19 protein-coding genes are annotated in these 13,352 nt (G+C 73.2%); 8 read left to right on the top strand and 11 right to left on the bottom strand.

Going from position 1 to position 13,352, the window contains the following annotated elements; translation table 11 throughout:
* Window positions 1–214: 214 nt before the first annotated feature.
* Window positions 215–577, bottom strand: a complete 363-nt coding sequence (locus AUV08_RS11110) for a VOC family protein (RefSeq protein ID WP_020621445.1) — start codon at window positions 575–577, stop codon at window positions 215–217.
* A gap of 615 nt (window positions 578–1,192) precedes the next feature.
* Between AUV08_RS11110 and AUV08_RS11105 the strand changes: the two genes are divergently transcribed.
* The 3 genes from AUV08_RS11105 to AUV08_RS12100 all read left to right on the top strand — a co-directional run bounded on the left by AUV08_RS11105 (window position 1,193) and on the right by AUV08_RS12100 (window position 2,148).
* Complete coding sequence (locus tag AUV08_RS11105) at window positions 1,193–1,699, top strand: hypothetical protein (protein WP_231862100.1); 507 nt, start codon at window positions 1,193–1,195, stop codon at window positions 1,697–1,699.
* 3 nt (window positions 1,700–1,702) lie between these two features.
* On the top strand, window positions 1,703–1,906 hold the full coding sequence (locus AUV08_RS11100) for a helix-turn-helix transcriptional regulator (protein WP_002856639.1): 204 nt from the start codon (window positions 1,703–1,705) through the stop codon (window positions 1,904–1,906).
* A gap of 86 nt (window positions 1,907–1,992) precedes the next feature.
* Complete coding sequence (locus tag AUV08_RS12100; RefSeq protein WP_010079551.1) at window positions 1,993–2,148, top strand: hypothetical protein; 156 nt, start codon at window positions 1,993–1,995, stop codon at window positions 2,146–2,148.
* A 33-nt stretch (window positions 2,149–2,181) separates the two neighbouring features.
* Here AUV08_RS12100 and AUV08_RS11095 read toward each other — a convergent pair whose 3' ends face one another.
* Window positions 2,182–2,628, bottom strand: coding sequence for a YchJ family protein (locus AUV08_RS11095; protein ID WP_049148014.1), 447 nt, complete (start codon window positions 2,626–2,628; stop codon window positions 2,182–2,184).
* Window positions 2,625–2,789: a hypothetical protein gene (locus AUV08_RS12040; protein ID WP_155643109.1), complete on the bottom strand. Its 165-nt coding sequence runs from the start codon at window positions 2,787–2,789 to the stop codon at window positions 2,625–2,627. The genes AUV08_RS11095 and AUV08_RS12040 overlap by 4 nt, the downstream gene beginning before the upstream one ends.
* Before the next feature lie 176 nt (window positions 2,790–2,965).
* On the opposite strand from AUV08_RS12040, the gene purS reads away from it, so the two are divergent.
* Genes purS through purL form a run of 3 tightly spaced genes read left to right on the top strand, consistent with a single transcriptional unit; the run spans window position 2,966 to window position 6,326 of the window.
* A complete protein-coding gene (purS, locus tag AUV08_RS11090) occupies window positions 2,966–3,232 on the top strand; it encodes a phosphoribosylformylglycinamidine synthase subunit PurS (RefSeq protein ID WP_002856633.1) in 267 nt (88 codons plus the stop codon).
* The gene (purQ, locus tag AUV08_RS11085) at window positions 3,229–4,023 is read left to right on the top strand and encodes a phosphoribosylformylglycinamidine synthase subunit PurQ (RefSeq protein WP_049148013.1); all 795 of its coding nucleotides are present in this window, start codon (window positions 3,229–3,231) and stop codon (window positions 4,021–4,023) included. The genes purS and purQ overlap by 4 nt, the downstream gene beginning before the upstream one ends.
* On the top strand, window positions 4,020–6,326 hold the full coding sequence (gene purL / locus AUV08_RS11080) for a phosphoribosylformylglycinamidine synthase subunit PurL (RefSeq protein WP_061873245.1): 2,307 nt from the start codon (window positions 4,020–4,022) through the stop codon (window positions 6,324–6,326). The genes purQ and purL overlap by 4 nt, the downstream gene beginning before the upstream one ends.
* A 91-nt stretch (window positions 6,327–6,417) precedes the next feature.
* Here purL and AUV08_RS11075 read toward each other — a convergent pair whose 3' ends face one another.
* The 5 genes from AUV08_RS11075 to AUV08_RS11055 all read right to left on the bottom strand — a co-directional run bounded on the left by AUV08_RS11075 (window position 6,418) and on the right by AUV08_RS11055 (window position 9,332).
* Complete coding sequence (locus AUV08_RS11075) at window positions 6,418–6,729, bottom strand: anti-sigma factor domain-containing protein (protein ID WP_152540298.1); 312 nt, start codon at window positions 6,727–6,729, stop codon at window positions 6,418–6,420.
* Complete coding sequence (locus tag AUV08_RS11070) at window positions 6,726–7,160, bottom strand: hypothetical protein (RefSeq protein WP_061867564.1); 435 nt, start codon at window positions 7,158–7,160, stop codon at window positions 6,726–6,728. The genes AUV08_RS11075 and AUV08_RS11070 overlap by 4 nt, the downstream gene beginning before the upstream one ends.
* Window positions 7,147–7,695, bottom strand: coding sequence for an RNA polymerase sigma factor (locus AUV08_RS11065; protein WP_061867565.1), 549 nt, complete (start codon window positions 7,693–7,695; stop codon window positions 7,147–7,149). Before AUV08_RS11065 ends, AUV08_RS11070 begins: the two co-directional genes overlap by 14 nt.
* Before the next feature lie 76 nt (window positions 7,696–7,771).
* Window positions 7,772–8,206 (bottom strand): class F sortase, encoded by a 435-nt coding sequence (locus AUV08_RS12095; RefSeq protein ID WP_158604212.1) that lies wholly within the window; start codon window positions 8,204–8,206, stop codon window positions 7,772–7,774.
* Between the two features lie 307 nt (window positions 8,207–8,513).
* Window positions 8,514–9,332, bottom strand: coding sequence for a DUF4397 domain-containing protein (locus AUV08_RS11055; RefSeq protein ID WP_061867567.1), 819 nt, complete (start codon window positions 9,330–9,332; stop codon window positions 8,514–8,516).
* A 200-nt stretch (window positions 9,333–9,532) separates the two neighbouring features.
* Here AUV08_RS11055 and AUV08_RS12285 point away from each other — a divergent pair, with 200 nt between their 5' ends.
* Window positions 9,533–9,733 (top strand): hypothetical protein, encoded by a 201-nt coding sequence (locus AUV08_RS12285; protein ID WP_036384100.1) that lies wholly within the window; start codon window positions 9,533–9,535, stop codon window positions 9,731–9,733.
* A 106-nt stretch (window positions 9,734–9,839) separates the two neighbouring features.
* Window positions 9,840–10,220: a YtxH domain-containing protein gene (locus AUV08_RS11045; RefSeq protein WP_044658681.1), complete on the top strand. Its 381-nt coding sequence runs from the start codon at window positions 9,840–9,842 to the stop codon at window positions 10,218–10,220.
* Between the two features lie 63 nt (window positions 10,221–10,283).
* On the opposite strand, the gene AUV08_RS11040 is transcribed toward AUV08_RS11045, so the two are convergent.
* The 3 genes from AUV08_RS11040 to AUV08_RS11030 are packed head-to-tail and all read right to left on the bottom strand — an operon-like array spanning window position 10,284 to window position 13,217.
* Entirely contained in the window at window positions 10,284–11,030 is a 747-nt protein-coding gene (locus AUV08_RS11040; protein WP_061867568.1) for a hypothetical protein, read from the bottom strand.
* Window positions 11,027–11,737 carry a Tat (twin-arginine translocation) pathway signal sequence gene (locus AUV08_RS11035; RefSeq protein ID WP_231862101.1) on the bottom strand — a complete coding sequence of 237 codons (711 nt, stop codon included), beginning with the start codon at window positions 11,735–11,737 and terminating at the stop codon, window positions 11,027–11,029. Before AUV08_RS11035 ends, AUV08_RS11040 begins: the two co-directional genes overlap by 4 nt.
* Before the next feature lie 58 nt (window positions 11,738–11,795).
* On the bottom strand, window positions 11,796–13,217 hold the full coding sequence (locus AUV08_RS11030; RefSeq protein WP_061867570.1) for an LLM class flavin-dependent oxidoreductase: 1,422 nt from the start codon (window positions 13,215–13,217) through the stop codon (window positions 11,796–11,798).
* Window positions 13,218–13,352: the final 135 nt, after the last annotated feature.

The following is a 13,352-nucleotide window of genomic DNA, read 5'->3' as shown; positions in this document are numbered from 1 at the left end:
CACGCTTGCTTCACAACGTCCGGTCGGACGCCCCCAGGGCCTCCGAGGCGGGCCGGGCCACCTGCCCAGGGCATCGACCACAGGAGGGCCCCATGACCGCGAACCACTCCCGCCACACCACCGCCGCCGCGGACGGCCCGGGCACCCGGTACCCGGTCCGCCCCGACGGCCCGGCGACTCCCCCGCGGAGACGCCGGGCCGTCGTGGGGTCGGCTCAGCCGTCGAGGATGCAGAACTCGTTGCCCTCGGGGTCGGCGAGGACGGCCCAGCCGAGGTCGACGCGGCGGTCGTCGACCATCGCGGCGCCGAGGGCGAGCGCCCGCTCGATCTCGGCGTCGCGCGTCGAGCCGGCGGCCGCGCGCAGGTCCATGTGGGCGCGGTTCTTCACGCGCTTGGCGTCCGGGACGCGGAAGAAGAGGACGACCTGCCCGTCAGGGCCGACGAGTGAGCACTCGTCCGACCCCGGGCGGTAGAGGTGAGGCTCGTCGACCTCCCAGCCGAGCAGCGCGCGCCAGAACTCGGCGATGGCGTGGGGGTCCAGCGCGTCCCACGTGGTGTGAGAGAGACGGAGGGACATGGCGGCTCCTCAGGAACGGGCCGGGGCGGGCGGGGACGACTCCACGCGAGCCAAGGGCGCGGCACCCCGGGCAAGGCGGGTTGACTTGTCACGGGTATTCACCGCCCAGACCCGCGACAAGTCAACCCGCGTTGGCCGGACGGGCGGACGGACGGCGGAGGGCCGGGTCACCCGCGGATGTGTCGCATCACGAGCCGCGGGATCGCGCTGCGCGGGCTGATGCTGCACCACGCGACGGGCTCGCCGTCCGAGTACCGACGACGCCGGGCGCAGGCTCCCCCGCAGCGAGCGCCCGCATGGTGTCCTCGCGGGGGTCGCCGGGCGCGTGCCTCTGCGGCGCTGAGAGCCGGGGGGACAGGCACCAGCAGTGCGTGGCGCGGCGGTTCGGGTTGACGACGTGCGCGAAGTCGTCGAAGCGGTCGGCGGTGAGCGGGTGCACCTCGAAGGCCATGCGGCCAGCATCGTGGGCGGCGGTGGAGGCGTCCACGGCGAGGCCCAGCTCCGCCGCCGCCCTGTCGGGCCACCGTCAAGCAGACTTGACGTCAAACTCTCTTTACTGTCAAGCTTGCTTCACACGACGGGGACAAACCCCGGCCCCGCCCCGGAGGGACCGCCATGGCCACCACGCCGCACACCACCACCGACCTCGCCCGCGACCGCCGCCCCCGCTGGGGCCGCTCCGCCCGTCTGGGCGGCGGGTCCGGGCGACTGATCCTCGTCAGCCTCGTGGCCGGCGTCGTCATCGCCCTGCTGATCGGGGCCGCGGCCTACGGTCTGGCCTCGAGCCAGGGCGACGCCGATCCCCGCTTCCCGGCGGTCATGGGTGCGGTCATGGCGGCGTCGGCGCTCCCGGTCGGCGCAGCCCTCGCCTGGCTGTTCCTCGTGGACCGCACCACCCTCCGCGGCGCCGTCCGGGACACCGAGGAGACCGTCGAGGGCCGGTGGCTCGAGAAGGCGCAGTCCGGCGCATTCGGTGACCTGCTCGTGGTGCTGGGCCTGGGCACGTTCGTCGTCGCCCTGGCGGGGTGGCAGCCCAGCCTCCCCCTCGTGGGCGCCGGGCTGCTCCTCTTCGCGGGCGCCTCGGTGGCCGTCCGCTACGCGCTCCAGAAGCGCCGGGGCTGAGCCGTGGAGAACACCATCCCCGACGAGCGTGCCCGCCTCGGCTGGTCGCAGCAGCGGCTCGCCGACGAGCTCGGCGTCTCCCGGCAGACCGTCATCTCCCTCGAGAAGGGCCGCTACGACCCCTCGCTCCCGCTCGCCTTCCGCCTCGCGGCCGTGTTCGGGCGGCGGATCGAGGACCTGTTCACCCCGGACGGCAACGCGGGTTGAGTTCTCGCGGGTCCAGGCGCCCAGCACCCGTGACAAGTCAACCCGCGTTGGGCCCGGGGCGGCGTGGGGCATGAGAGGCTGGGGCCATGGATCGAGAGCTGCGCACCCCTCCGGAGCTGGAGGGCGTGGACTGGCACGACGACGCCCCGCGTCGCCCCCGCCCGATCGTCACCCTGGTGGCGTGGATCGCCATCCTGGGCCTGGTCCTCAGCGTGGGCGCCGGGATCTTCTCCGCCTTCTGACGCGTCACCGCCGGCCGACGCGCCGCCCCGGCCTCAGCGCACGTCGCCGTTAACGTAGCGCCAGATCCCGTCCTCACGGCGGAACCGGCTGACCTCATGGAGTCGGAACCGCCCCTCGGCCCCCGTGCCGACGGCCACGAACTCCACGGTCCCGGCGTCCTGGAACGGCCCGCCGTCCCGCACGTCCAGCACCGCCAGGCGGGTGAACCGCGGCGCCTGTTCCCCCTCGGTCGGCAGCAGCTCGGCCGCGGTGGGCCGGTGCTCGGGAACCCAGGTCGCGGCGAGATAGTCGGCCATCGCCCGCGCCTCTGCCGTCCCGGCCTCGCCCAGCCGCGCGAACGCCGTGTACCGGGAGCGCATGAGCGCCTCGGCGGTGGGCGCGGTCAGGGCGCCGTCCTGGGCGAAACGCGCGTGCAGGCGACCGCAGCACGCCGCGAGCCCGGCTCCGGACCCGCAGGGGCAGGGCTCGGGACGGCTCACCGGCGCGGGCGCCCGGTCGCGCGACGCCGGGCGGACCGGGCCGTGATGCGGCGCACTCCCGTCAGCACGACGCCGGCCGCCGCGGCGAGCAGCGCGGGGCCGAGCGGGCTGATCGGCCGACGTCGACCGAGCGGGGACACACGGGTCTGCTGAGGTCTCATGCCGCCAGGCTACGCCGGGCCGGCTGCCGCGTGCCGCCCCCATCACACCCACGATCCCGCGTCCAGGCGGCCGAGTAGACTGGACGGGCAAGCACGCGGAGCGCCCCGGGCCGGGCGTGAGACGGCATCTACACCGTCCTGCTCCGCGGCATCGTCCCGCACCCAGGAGCGTGTTCATGCCCATCATCGTCGTCGACGTCATGCCCAAGCCCGAGATCCTCGATCCGCAGGGCAAGGCGATCAACGGGGCCCTGCCCCGCCTCGGCTTCACCGAGTTCAGCCAGGTCCGCCAGGGCAAGCGCTTCGAGCTCACCGTGGAGGGCGAGGTCACCGACGAGATCCTCGCCCAGGCGCGCACGGCCGCCGAGGAAATGCTGTCCAACCCCGTCATCGAGGACGTCGTGAACGTGGCCGTCCTGGACGAGGCCGAGGGCGCCCGATGACCGAGCTCCCCCTCATCGGCGACTACTCGACGCCGACGACGCCGCTCAGCGGCGCGCGCATCGGCGTCATCACCTTCCCCGGCACCCTGGACGACGTGGACGCGCTGCGCGCCGTTCGCCTCGCCGGCGCCGAGCCCGTCTCCCTGTGGCACGCCGACGCGGACCCGCAGCGGACGCTCGCCGGCGTGGACGCCGTCGTGATCCCGGGCGGCTTCTCCTACGGCGACTACCTGCGCGCCGGCGCGATCGCGCGCTTCGCCCCCATGATGGACGCGGTGGCGACGGCGGCCGGCGGCCCCGAGGGCGACACGGACGGCCTGCCGGTGCTCGGCATCTGCAACGGCTTCCAGATCCTCACCGAGTCGCACCTGCTGCCGGGCTCGATGGTCAAGAACGACCACCTGCACTTCATCTGCCGCGACCAGGAGCTGGTCGTGGAGAGCGCGGACACCGTGTGGACCCGCGACTTCGAGCAGGGTCAGACCATCACCGTGCCCCTGAAGAACCAGGACGGCCAGTACGTGGCGGACGAGACGACCCTCGACGCCCTCGAGGCCGAGGGCCGCGTGGTGTTCCGCTATCAGGGCTGGAACCCGAACGGCTCGCGCCGGGACATCGCGGGCATCGCGAACCCGGCCGGCAACGTCGTCGGCCTGATGCCGCACCCGGAGCACGCCGTGGAGACGGGCTTCGGCCCGGACACCGCCGCCGGCCCCCGCTCCGGCGTGGACGGCCTCGGCTTCTTCACCTCCGTCCTGACCACCCTCGCCAGCCGTGGAGGCCATGCATGAGCCAGCAGTTCAACATCGAGACGGTCGCGGACGCGCAGGCGACGCCGGACGTCGAGCAGCCCTGGGCCGAGCTGGGCCTGAAGGAGAACGACTACGCCGAGATCAAGAAGATCCTCGGCCGCCGCCCCACCGCGGCCGAGCTGGCCATGTACTCGGTCATGTGGTCCGAGCACTGCTCGTACAAGTCCTCGAAGGTGCACCTGCGCCAGTTCGGCGAGAAGCTCACCGACGAGATGAAGCAGCACATGATGGTGGGCATCGGCGAGAACGCCGGCGTGACCGACCTCGGTGACGGCTGGGCCGTGACGTTCAAGGTCGAGTCCCACAACTCGCCCTCCTACGTGGAGCCCTACCAGGGCGCGGCCACGGGCATCGGCGGCATCGTGCGCGACATCATCTCCATGGGCGCCCGCCCGGTGGCCGTGATGGACCCGCTGCGCTTCGGCGCGATCGACCACCCGGACACCGCCCGCGTGTTCCACGGCGTGGTGGCCGGCATCGGCGGCTACGGCAACTCCCTGGGCCTGCCGAACATCGGCGGCGAGACCCGCTTCGACCCGGTCTACCAGGGCAACCCGCTCGTCAACGCCCTCGCCGTGGGCGTGCTCAAGCACGAGGACCTGCGCCTGGCCAACGCCTCCGGCGTGGGCAACAAGGTGGTCCTGTTCGGTGCCCGCACCGGCGGTGACGGCATCGGCGGCGCCTCCGTGCTGGCCTCCGAGTCCTTCGACGGCGACGGCAAGCCCGCCAAGCGCCCCTCGGTGCAGGTCGGCGACCCCTTCTCCGAGAAGGTGCTCATCGAGTGCTGCCTCGAGCTGTTCCGCGACTCCCTCGTGGAGGGCATCCAGGACCTCGGCGCCGCCGGCATCTCCTGCGCCACCTCCGAGCTCGCCTCCAACGGCGAGGGCGGCATGCGCGTGGAGCTGACGGACGTGCTGCTGCGCGACTCCACGCTGACCCCGGGCGAGATCCTCATGTCCGAGTCGCAGGAGCGCATGATGGCCGTGGTGACGCCGGAGAACGTCGCCGCGTTCGAGGCCGTCATGGCCAAGTGGGACGTCGAGTACTCCTGGCTGGGCGAGGTCACCGGTGACGGCCGCCTGATCATCACCTGGGACGGCGAGGTCATCGTCGACGTGGACCCGCGCACCGTGGCCCACGACGGCCCGGTCTACGAGCGCCCGTACGCGCGTCCGGCCTGGCAGGACGAGCTCCAGGCGGACACGTTCCGCTCCTCCGAGGCCGGTCAGGAGCTGCCCGCCACGGGCGAGGAGCTGCGCGCCGCCGTCGTGGAGCTGATGAGCTCCCCGAACCTGGCGGACACCTCCTGGATCACCCGCCAGTACGACCGCTACGTCCGCGGCAACACCGCCCTGGCGGCCCCGGACGACGCGGGTGTGGTGCGCGTGGACGAGGAGACCGGCATGGGCGTGGCCCTGGCCACGGACTGCAACGACCGGTTCACCTACCTGGACCCGTACACGGGCGCGCAGGCCTCCCTGGCCGAGGCGTACCGCAACGTCACCACCGCCGGGGCCGTGCCCCTGGCCGTCTCCGACTGCCTGAACTTCGGCTCCCCCGAGGACCCGGACGTGATGTGGCAGTTCGCGGAGGCCGTGCGCGGCCTGGCGGACGGCTGCCAGACCCTCGGCATCCCGGTGACCGGCGGCAACGTGTCCCTGTACAACCAGACGGGCAGCACCCCGATCCACCCCACCCCCACGGTGGCGGTGCTCGGCCAGCTCGACGACGTCCTGCGCCGCACCCCGTCCGGCTTCGCCCCGGACGCCGACGGCCAGGCGATCTACCTGCTCGGCGAGACCGCGGACGAGCTGGACGGCTCCGAGTTCGCGCGCCTGCGCGGCCACCTCGGCGGCCTGCCCCCGAAGGTCGACCTGAAGAAGGAGCGCCTGCTCGGCGAGCTGCTGGTCAACATGTCCCGGGACGGCATGATCGACGCCGCCCACGACCTCTCCGGCGGCGGCCTCGCGGCCACCCTGTCCGAGATGGTGCTGCGCTTCGGCGTGGGCGCCCGCGTGGTGCTGGACGAGGTGCTGCGCCGCGACGGCGTGGACCTGTTCACCGCACTGTTCTCCGAGACGCAGGCGCGCGCCGTCGTGGCCGTGCCCCGCACCGAGGAGGTCCGGTTCACGGACATGACCACGGCCCGCGGCTACGCGGCCGTGCGCATCGGCGTGGTGGACGCCGACTCCGCGGCCCTCGAGGTCCAGGACGCCTTCACCCTGCCGATCGCGGAGCTGCGCGAGGCCTGGGAGGCCACCCTGCCGAAGCACTTCGGCTGAGCCTGGGACAGAAGCGACGAGCCCTGCGCAGTGGTGCCTATCCAGTACTGATGGGCCCCACTGCGCAGGGCTCGTCGTATCTCAGGGCTCGTCAGGTGGTCCGGTGCATCTCACCGACCCACAGGGAGAGCGTCGAGTGGGACGGGTCGCCGTCGAAGTGCTCATGCGAGACGTCCAGCACGGGGTAGGACGCCAGGTCGACGCCCTCCGGGACGGTCAGTGTCGTGTCCTGGCGGGTCACCGTGCCCAGCGAGATCATGCGGCTGGCGGCCTCGTCGCGGATCCAGACCTCCAGGTAGCCGTCCTCGGGGGCGGGCACCTGGGGCACATGCACGGCCAGGTGCATCTCCCCGTCGGCGGCACGCGTCATCTCCGCGCGGGCCGGCGATCCGTCGGTGGTCACGGACGCCATGACGGCGGTGCCGATGAGGTCGTCGCCGCGGCGACCGGCCACCAGCGGCCGCGGGCGGCGGACGGACCCGAGCCGATCGGACGGACGGTCGCGACGCCGTCGGGCGCGACATCCTCGCCCGTGGCCTCCCCCTGCAATAGCCCGTCGTGAGCCACGGCCTCCGTCTCGGGTCCCAGCTCAGCGGCGATCCGCCCCCACAGGTGCGGCGGTGGGTCGGCCAGGTCCGGGGCGGGGCCGTCGAGGGCGGCCAGCACACGCAGGATGGCCTCCAGCTCGGCCGCGTCCTCCGGATGGAGCGACGCCGCGACGTCGGCGGGCACGGCGAGCGGGCCGCCGTCGCGCACGCGCTCGTGCAGCCGGACGGCGAGGTCGGAGATCTCCTCCGCGGACTGTCGGCCGCGGGGATGCTCACGCTCGGGCATCGGCGGCCTCCAGACGTCTTCTCAGTGCGGCCAGGCCGCGATGGATGTGGGAACGTACGGTGCCGAGCGGCATGTCGAGGCGCTCGGCGATCTGCTGGTGCGCCAGGTCCTCCAGGAAGGCGAGGCGCAGCACCTCGTCCTGGGGCGGACCCAACAGGGCGAGGGCGTCATGCACGACGACGGCGGCCACCACGGTGTCGCTGACCGCGTCCTCCGCGCCCTCGGCGCGGGGGAGGTGGACGACCTCCGCCTCCATCTTCCGCGCCTCACGAGCACGGCCGGCGAACATGTCGGCGATGACGCGACGGGTGATGCCCGTCAGCCACCCGCCGAGCGGCCGGGCGGGATCGTAGGTGTCCCGCGAGCGCCACGCCCGCGTGAACACCTGCTGGGCGGCGTCCTCGGCGTCCTCCCGGCTGCGCAGCGCGGCGAGACACAGGGAGAAGACCAGGCGACCGTGGCGCTCGTACGCCTCGCGCACGGCGACGGCCTCCCCCGCGGCGAAGCGGCGGTCGAGCCCGTCGTCCTCAAACATGGGACTCCTCTCCCGCGGTGTGCTGCGTCGGCGCGGCGCGGCCCGATTCAGGCCAGACCTTCCGACAGGCTACCGGTCAGCCCTCGACGGGAGTGGCGATGGTCACGATGTTCTCCGTGTAGTCCCGCTCGTCCGGCAGCCATTCGCCGCCGCAGGTGATGAGGACGAGCTCGGCGGCGCCGTCCCGGCGGAAGTACGGGGACAGGTCCAGCTCGCCCTTCCCCAGACTCTGGGTGGAGGCCACCCGATAGCGCCGGGCGGTCCCCGCCGCATCCGTGACGGTGACCTCGTCGCCGACCGCGGCCTGCCGCAGCCCGTAGAGGGCCCCCACGGGATTGCGCGGTGAACCCGAATGGGAGGCGATCACCGCCGTCCCCTCAGGATCCCCGGGGGCCGAGCCGTGGCGGTACCAGCCGCCGACGGAGCTGTCGTCGGGCAACTCCATCGCCCCGTCCTCCGTGACCCCGACCGAGACCACGCTCAGCGTGGCCCCGATGGCCGGATAGTCCACGCGCACGGGGATCCTGGCGTCGTCCGATGGGCTCTGGGTGGCGCGCCGGACGGCGATCCCCGACGACGGCGTCCGCCCGGGGACGACCGGAGCCGCGGAGGGGGTTGCGGCCGGTGGGGTTCCCGTCCCCGCCGCGGGACCCGGCGTCATCGCGACGACGGAGCCTCGCCCCTGCTCGGACGGGAGGGAGGAGACCGCCGCCGACGGCGCGCAGCCGGTGAGGACGACGGCGGCGAGGGCGAGGACCGCCGGCACACGGCCGACGGTCCCCATCTCCGGGCGGGAGGGACCCCGCCCGCAGGCCTCATCACGCACGGGCCGCCCGGCGGCGGGCCATGAGGACGGCGCCGGCGACCAGGGCGGCCGCACCGGCGCCGACGGCGGCCAGCATCCCGGTGGAGTCCTGGGCGGGGGCGACGTCGATGCCCGCGGGGACGGAGCCCGGCGCGCTGTGGTCGGCGGCGACCTCCTGGGTGGCCAGCGCGAGGGTGCCGTCGGCGGCGGAGCCCCAGGCGTAGGCGATCGTGGTGACGCCGTCCTTGACCTCGACGTCGGCGGGGCCGATCACGGGGTCGGTGGTGCCGGCCACGGACACGGCGGCGGAGACGGTGCCGGCGGGCACCTCGAGGGAGGCCTCGTCCGGGTTCTCCAGGCCGGGCACGACGACGTCCTCGCCGGCCCAGACGTCCACGGCCGGGGCGGCGGCGATGTGACGCACGGTGAGGCGGCCCTCGCCGGCGGCGACGGCGCTCGTGTCGTTCTCGAACGCGGTCACCGTGGGCGTGCCGGCGGCGTCGAGGTGGGCGGCGGCGGTGTAGTCGCCGCCGTCGGCGAGGGTGAGGGTGACGGGACCGAGGATCGGGGCGGAGTCATCCATGGCGTCCGCGGCGGTGATGGCGACCTCGTAGTCGCCGGCGGCGAGCTCCAGGGGACCGGCGAGGTCGCCGGGCTCGAAGTTGTCCAGGGTGAGGGCACCGTTCACGTAGACGTCCACGGGGGTCTCGGGCACGGCGTGCAGCACGGAGAGCTCGGCGCCGGACGGGGCGTCCATGGCGGCGGCGGACAGGGGGGCGAGGACGGCGATGCCGATGGCGGCGGTGACGGCGGCCGGGAGGGACGTGCGCATGGTGTCGTTCCTGTTCGTCGAGGGTCCTGCGGGGCAGGCGGGGCGAGGCGCCGAATGCGCTCACACCAGGACTACCGACGCCGCGACCGATCCGTTGCAGAAGACTTTCCTCCCCCTCCGACCACGAGCCCTGCGCAGTGGGGCTCGTCGTGTTTCGGGGGCTCGTCAGAATTGAAGAAGGTCCGCACCGTAGATTCATCGTGTACACACCCCTCCCGCGAGCCTCCCCGCCCCGCGGCCTGGGCGCCGTCGAGGGGCTCGACCGGGAAGAGGCCCTCCTCACCGGCGAGAACGACCCCGTCCCGACGCACGCGGGAGACGCCGTGCTCTCGGGCTCGGCCGTCGTCGCGGGCACGGGAGTGGTGCTCGCCATCGTCGTGGCCGTGCGCCTCAGTCGTTGACGCGGCGGGCTCCGATGACCAGAGTGATCCCAGGACAGCGCGCCAGCGCGCCGCCCGGCCCGTCCAAGAGGGTCGGCGCGGTCCCGACACATGAAGGAGACCACCCATGCGCCTCATCACCCTGGGCCTCGGCGCCGCACTCGGCTACCTGCTCGGCTCCGCCGAGGGCCGCAAGAACCTCGAGAAGATGACCCAGAACGCCCAGAAGCTCTGGAACGACCCCAAGACCCAGGAGAAGGTCGGCCAGGTCCAGGAGACCGCCCAGCAGAAGTTCGCTGAGGTGAAGAAGTCCGATCCGGTGCAGAAGGCCACGACGAAGGTGGAGGATGCCATGCAGGGCAACGACAAGAAGAACGACGTCCGCGAAGATCGCGTGACCGAGTCCAACAACGACAACATCACCTCGGCGGCCCGCCACGGTGCCGAGCCGGACACCATCTCGGACCCGTCCACCCCGCTGGGTGACGAGGGTCCGCTGACGCGCTGACCCGCGCAGACACGGCGGCCCGCCTCCCCGAGGGGAGGCAGGCCGCCGTCGCCGTGGGCCGGGTCAGCCGTCCTGCTTCAGGACCTCGTCGGCCGGCGGGGCCTGCACCGGATCCACCCCGCCCATCTCGGAGAGGGTCACCACGGCCTTCGTGCCGGCGGACTCGGTCTCCACGGTGAGCAGGCGGCCGTCCTCCTTGGACACCGTGAACGCGGTCAGCTCCACGCCCTCCTGCGGGCCCGAGACGGGCTCGTCCAGCACGTAGCGGATCGCATCCTGACCGCTGCGGCGGATGCCGTCCGCGTCCGCCTCGACGTCGTCCAGGCCGCCCGACTCCGGCAGGGAGCCCAGCAGCGAGCTCACCATCGCGCCCATGCCGGTGGCGCTGGGATCGCTCTCGTACGGGGTGGCGGTCCAGCGCTCCGCATAGGCGGGGCGGTCCTCACCGCTCGTGCCGGCGCGCTCCACCGTGAACCGGGAGTACGCGGTGCCGTCCACGATCCGGGACTCGTCCCGGGTGATCAGGCCGTCGTCCTGGTACACGGACACGTACCGCATGGACGAGCCGTCCACGGGACCGGAGATGTCCACCGAGTCCGGGACCGCGCGCCCGTTGCTCGGGGCCTCGGACCGCAGCTCGGTGACCATGCGGACGGAGTCGGCCTCCTCGAGCTGGGTGCGGGCACGGTCCCAGGCGCCGGGGGCGTCGTCGCCCGAGGCGCAGCCGGTCAGCAGCAGGGCGGCCGCCCCGAGGGCGGCGAGGGACAGGCCGCGTCGGGTGCGGCGGGTCTGGGTCTGGCGCTGCCTCACTCGGCCACCTCCTCCGGCGCCTCGGCCGGCTCGATCTGGTTCCAGTCGCTCAGGGCGTACTGCTGGGTGGCCCGGCCGTCGTCGACGGTGAGCGCGACCAGCTCGCCGTCGTCGTCCACCGTGAAGGAGTGCACCCGGGTGGCGTCGCCCTCGACCATTGCGGCGTCGGCGACCTCCTCGGGCACGGCGTAGCGGTAGGCCGTGCCGCCGTCCCAGTCGACCTCCTCGGCGCGCACCTGGGCGCCGTCGAGGGCGTCCGCCGCGGGGAGGCCCACCTGGTCGAGGAGGGACTTCAGGGGCGGCTCCTGCCCCTCGCCGGCCGAGGCCCGGCGCCACTGTGGGTCGGAGTACATCATCTGGACGTCGTCCGGGACGTCGGACCCGTCCACGTCGACCCGCACGAAGACGTCCTCGCCGACCTGGCGGGACTCCATGGTGATGTGCGAGTCGCGGCCGACCTGCATGACGCCTTTCGACTCGGCGTCGCCGCCGTCGAGCCGGCCGGCGATGTCCCAGCGGACCGACTGCGGGCCCTGACGGCCGGTGGTGTAGGCGGTCTCGAGTCGGACGGTCTCGGCCTCGTCCAACTGGGTGCGGGCCTGATGCCAGGCCTCCCCCGCCGACTGCGGCTCGGATGCGCACCCGGCCAGGGCCAGGGCGCCCACGACGCCGAGCCCGGCCGCGCGGACGGCACGTCTGCGCTGCATGTTCTCCTCCTGGGGCTGCTGCCGGCCGAGGCAGGGCGCCGCGGCCACTGGCGTCACCCTACCGGCGGCGCAGGGCGAAGGATGCGCCGTGGTGGTTCTGCGGCAGGTGGTCGCCGCGGCCGAAGAGCTTGTGGCGCAGCGTGCCGTCCGTGTACGCGGTCTTGTAGCGGCCGAGCTTCTGCAGCTCCGGCACCACGAACTCCACGACGTCCTCGAAGGTGCCCGGGGTGATGTGGTAGGCGAGGTTGAAGCCGTCCACGTCGGTCTCGTCGGCCCACTCGACGAGCTGGCGGGCCGCGGACTCGCCGCCGCCCACGATCACGGGGCCGAAGCCGCCGATGCCCACCCACTCGGCGAGCTTGCGCACGGTCCACTCCTCGTCCGTGCCGGAGGCCTTCTGGAAGGTCTCCACGGTGGACTGGATGGCGTTCGACTTCACGTCCCCGATCGGCTCGTCCAGGTCGTACTGGGACAGGTCGATGCCCATCCAGCCGGACATGAGCACGAGGCCGCCCAGCGGGTCCACGTACTGCGCCAGGTCGTCGTACTTGGCTCGCGCGTCCTCGTCGGTGGCCCCGGTGACGACCGTCTGCATCGCGAAGATCTTCACGTCGTACGGGTCACGGCCGGCGTCCACCAGGGCCTGGCGGATCTTCTTCACGGTGGCGGCCGCCAGCTCCTTCGTGGGGGAGTTGATGAACACGGCCTCGGCGTGCTTGCCGGCGAAGGCGCGGCCGCGCGTCGAGGCGCCGGCCTGGTAGATCACGGGGGTGCGCTGCACGGACGGCTCGGTGACGGCGTGGCCGGGCACGGTGAAGTACCGGCCCTGGTGGGCGATGTCGTGGACCTTGGCCGGGTCCGCGAACACGCCGGACTCCTTGTCGTAGACGACGGCGTCGTCCTCCCACGAGCCCTCGAGGAGCTTGTAGACGACGTCGAGGTACTCGTCGGCGTGCTCGTAGCGCTCGTCGTGCTCCATCTGGTCGTCCTGGCCCATGTTCTGGGCGGCGGAGGGCAGGTAGCCGGTGACCACGTTCCAGCCCACGCGGCCGCCCGTGAGGTGGTCGAGCGTGGCGAGGCGGCGGGCGAACGGGTAGGGGTGCTCGTAGGCGGTGCCGGCGGTGACGCCGAAGCCGAGGTGCTCGGTGACCGCGGCCATCGCGGAGACGAGCAGGAACGGGTCGTTCACGGGGGTCTGCGCGCCGGTCCTGATGGCGGCCTCGGAGGTGCCGCCGTACACGGAGTACGGGCCGAGGACGTCGGCGATGAACAGGCCGTCGAACAGGCCCTTCTCCAGCGTCTGCGCCAGGTGCGTCCAGTAGCCCAGGGTGTTGTAGTCCCGGGCGTGGTCGTCGGGGTGACGCCAGAGACCCGGGGACTGGTGGGCGACGCAGTTCATGTCGAATGCGTTGAAGAGGATCTCGCGGTGCTCGTCCGGGCGGGTGGGTGCTCCGGCCCCGGCGTTCTCGGCGGTGCTCATGGGTCTCCTTTCCAGGGCCGCCCGGTCGCAGGGGCGCGGCCGGGCGGGCGACGGTTCCGCACCATGCAACGCCGACGCGGCCGGCGGTGGAAGCCGGTCCGGCCCAGGGGTTCATGACGGCCCCGCCGGGCCCGG

Origin of the sequence: Micrococcus sp. CH7 (assembly GCF_001595485.1) — a bacterium.
GTDB lineage: Bacteria > Actinomycetota > Actinomycetes > Actinomycetales > Micrococcaceae > Micrococcus > Micrococcus luteus.
The sequence above is the reverse complement of the archived record's forward strand: the minus strand, read 5'-3'. Positions and strand labels throughout refer to the sequence as shown.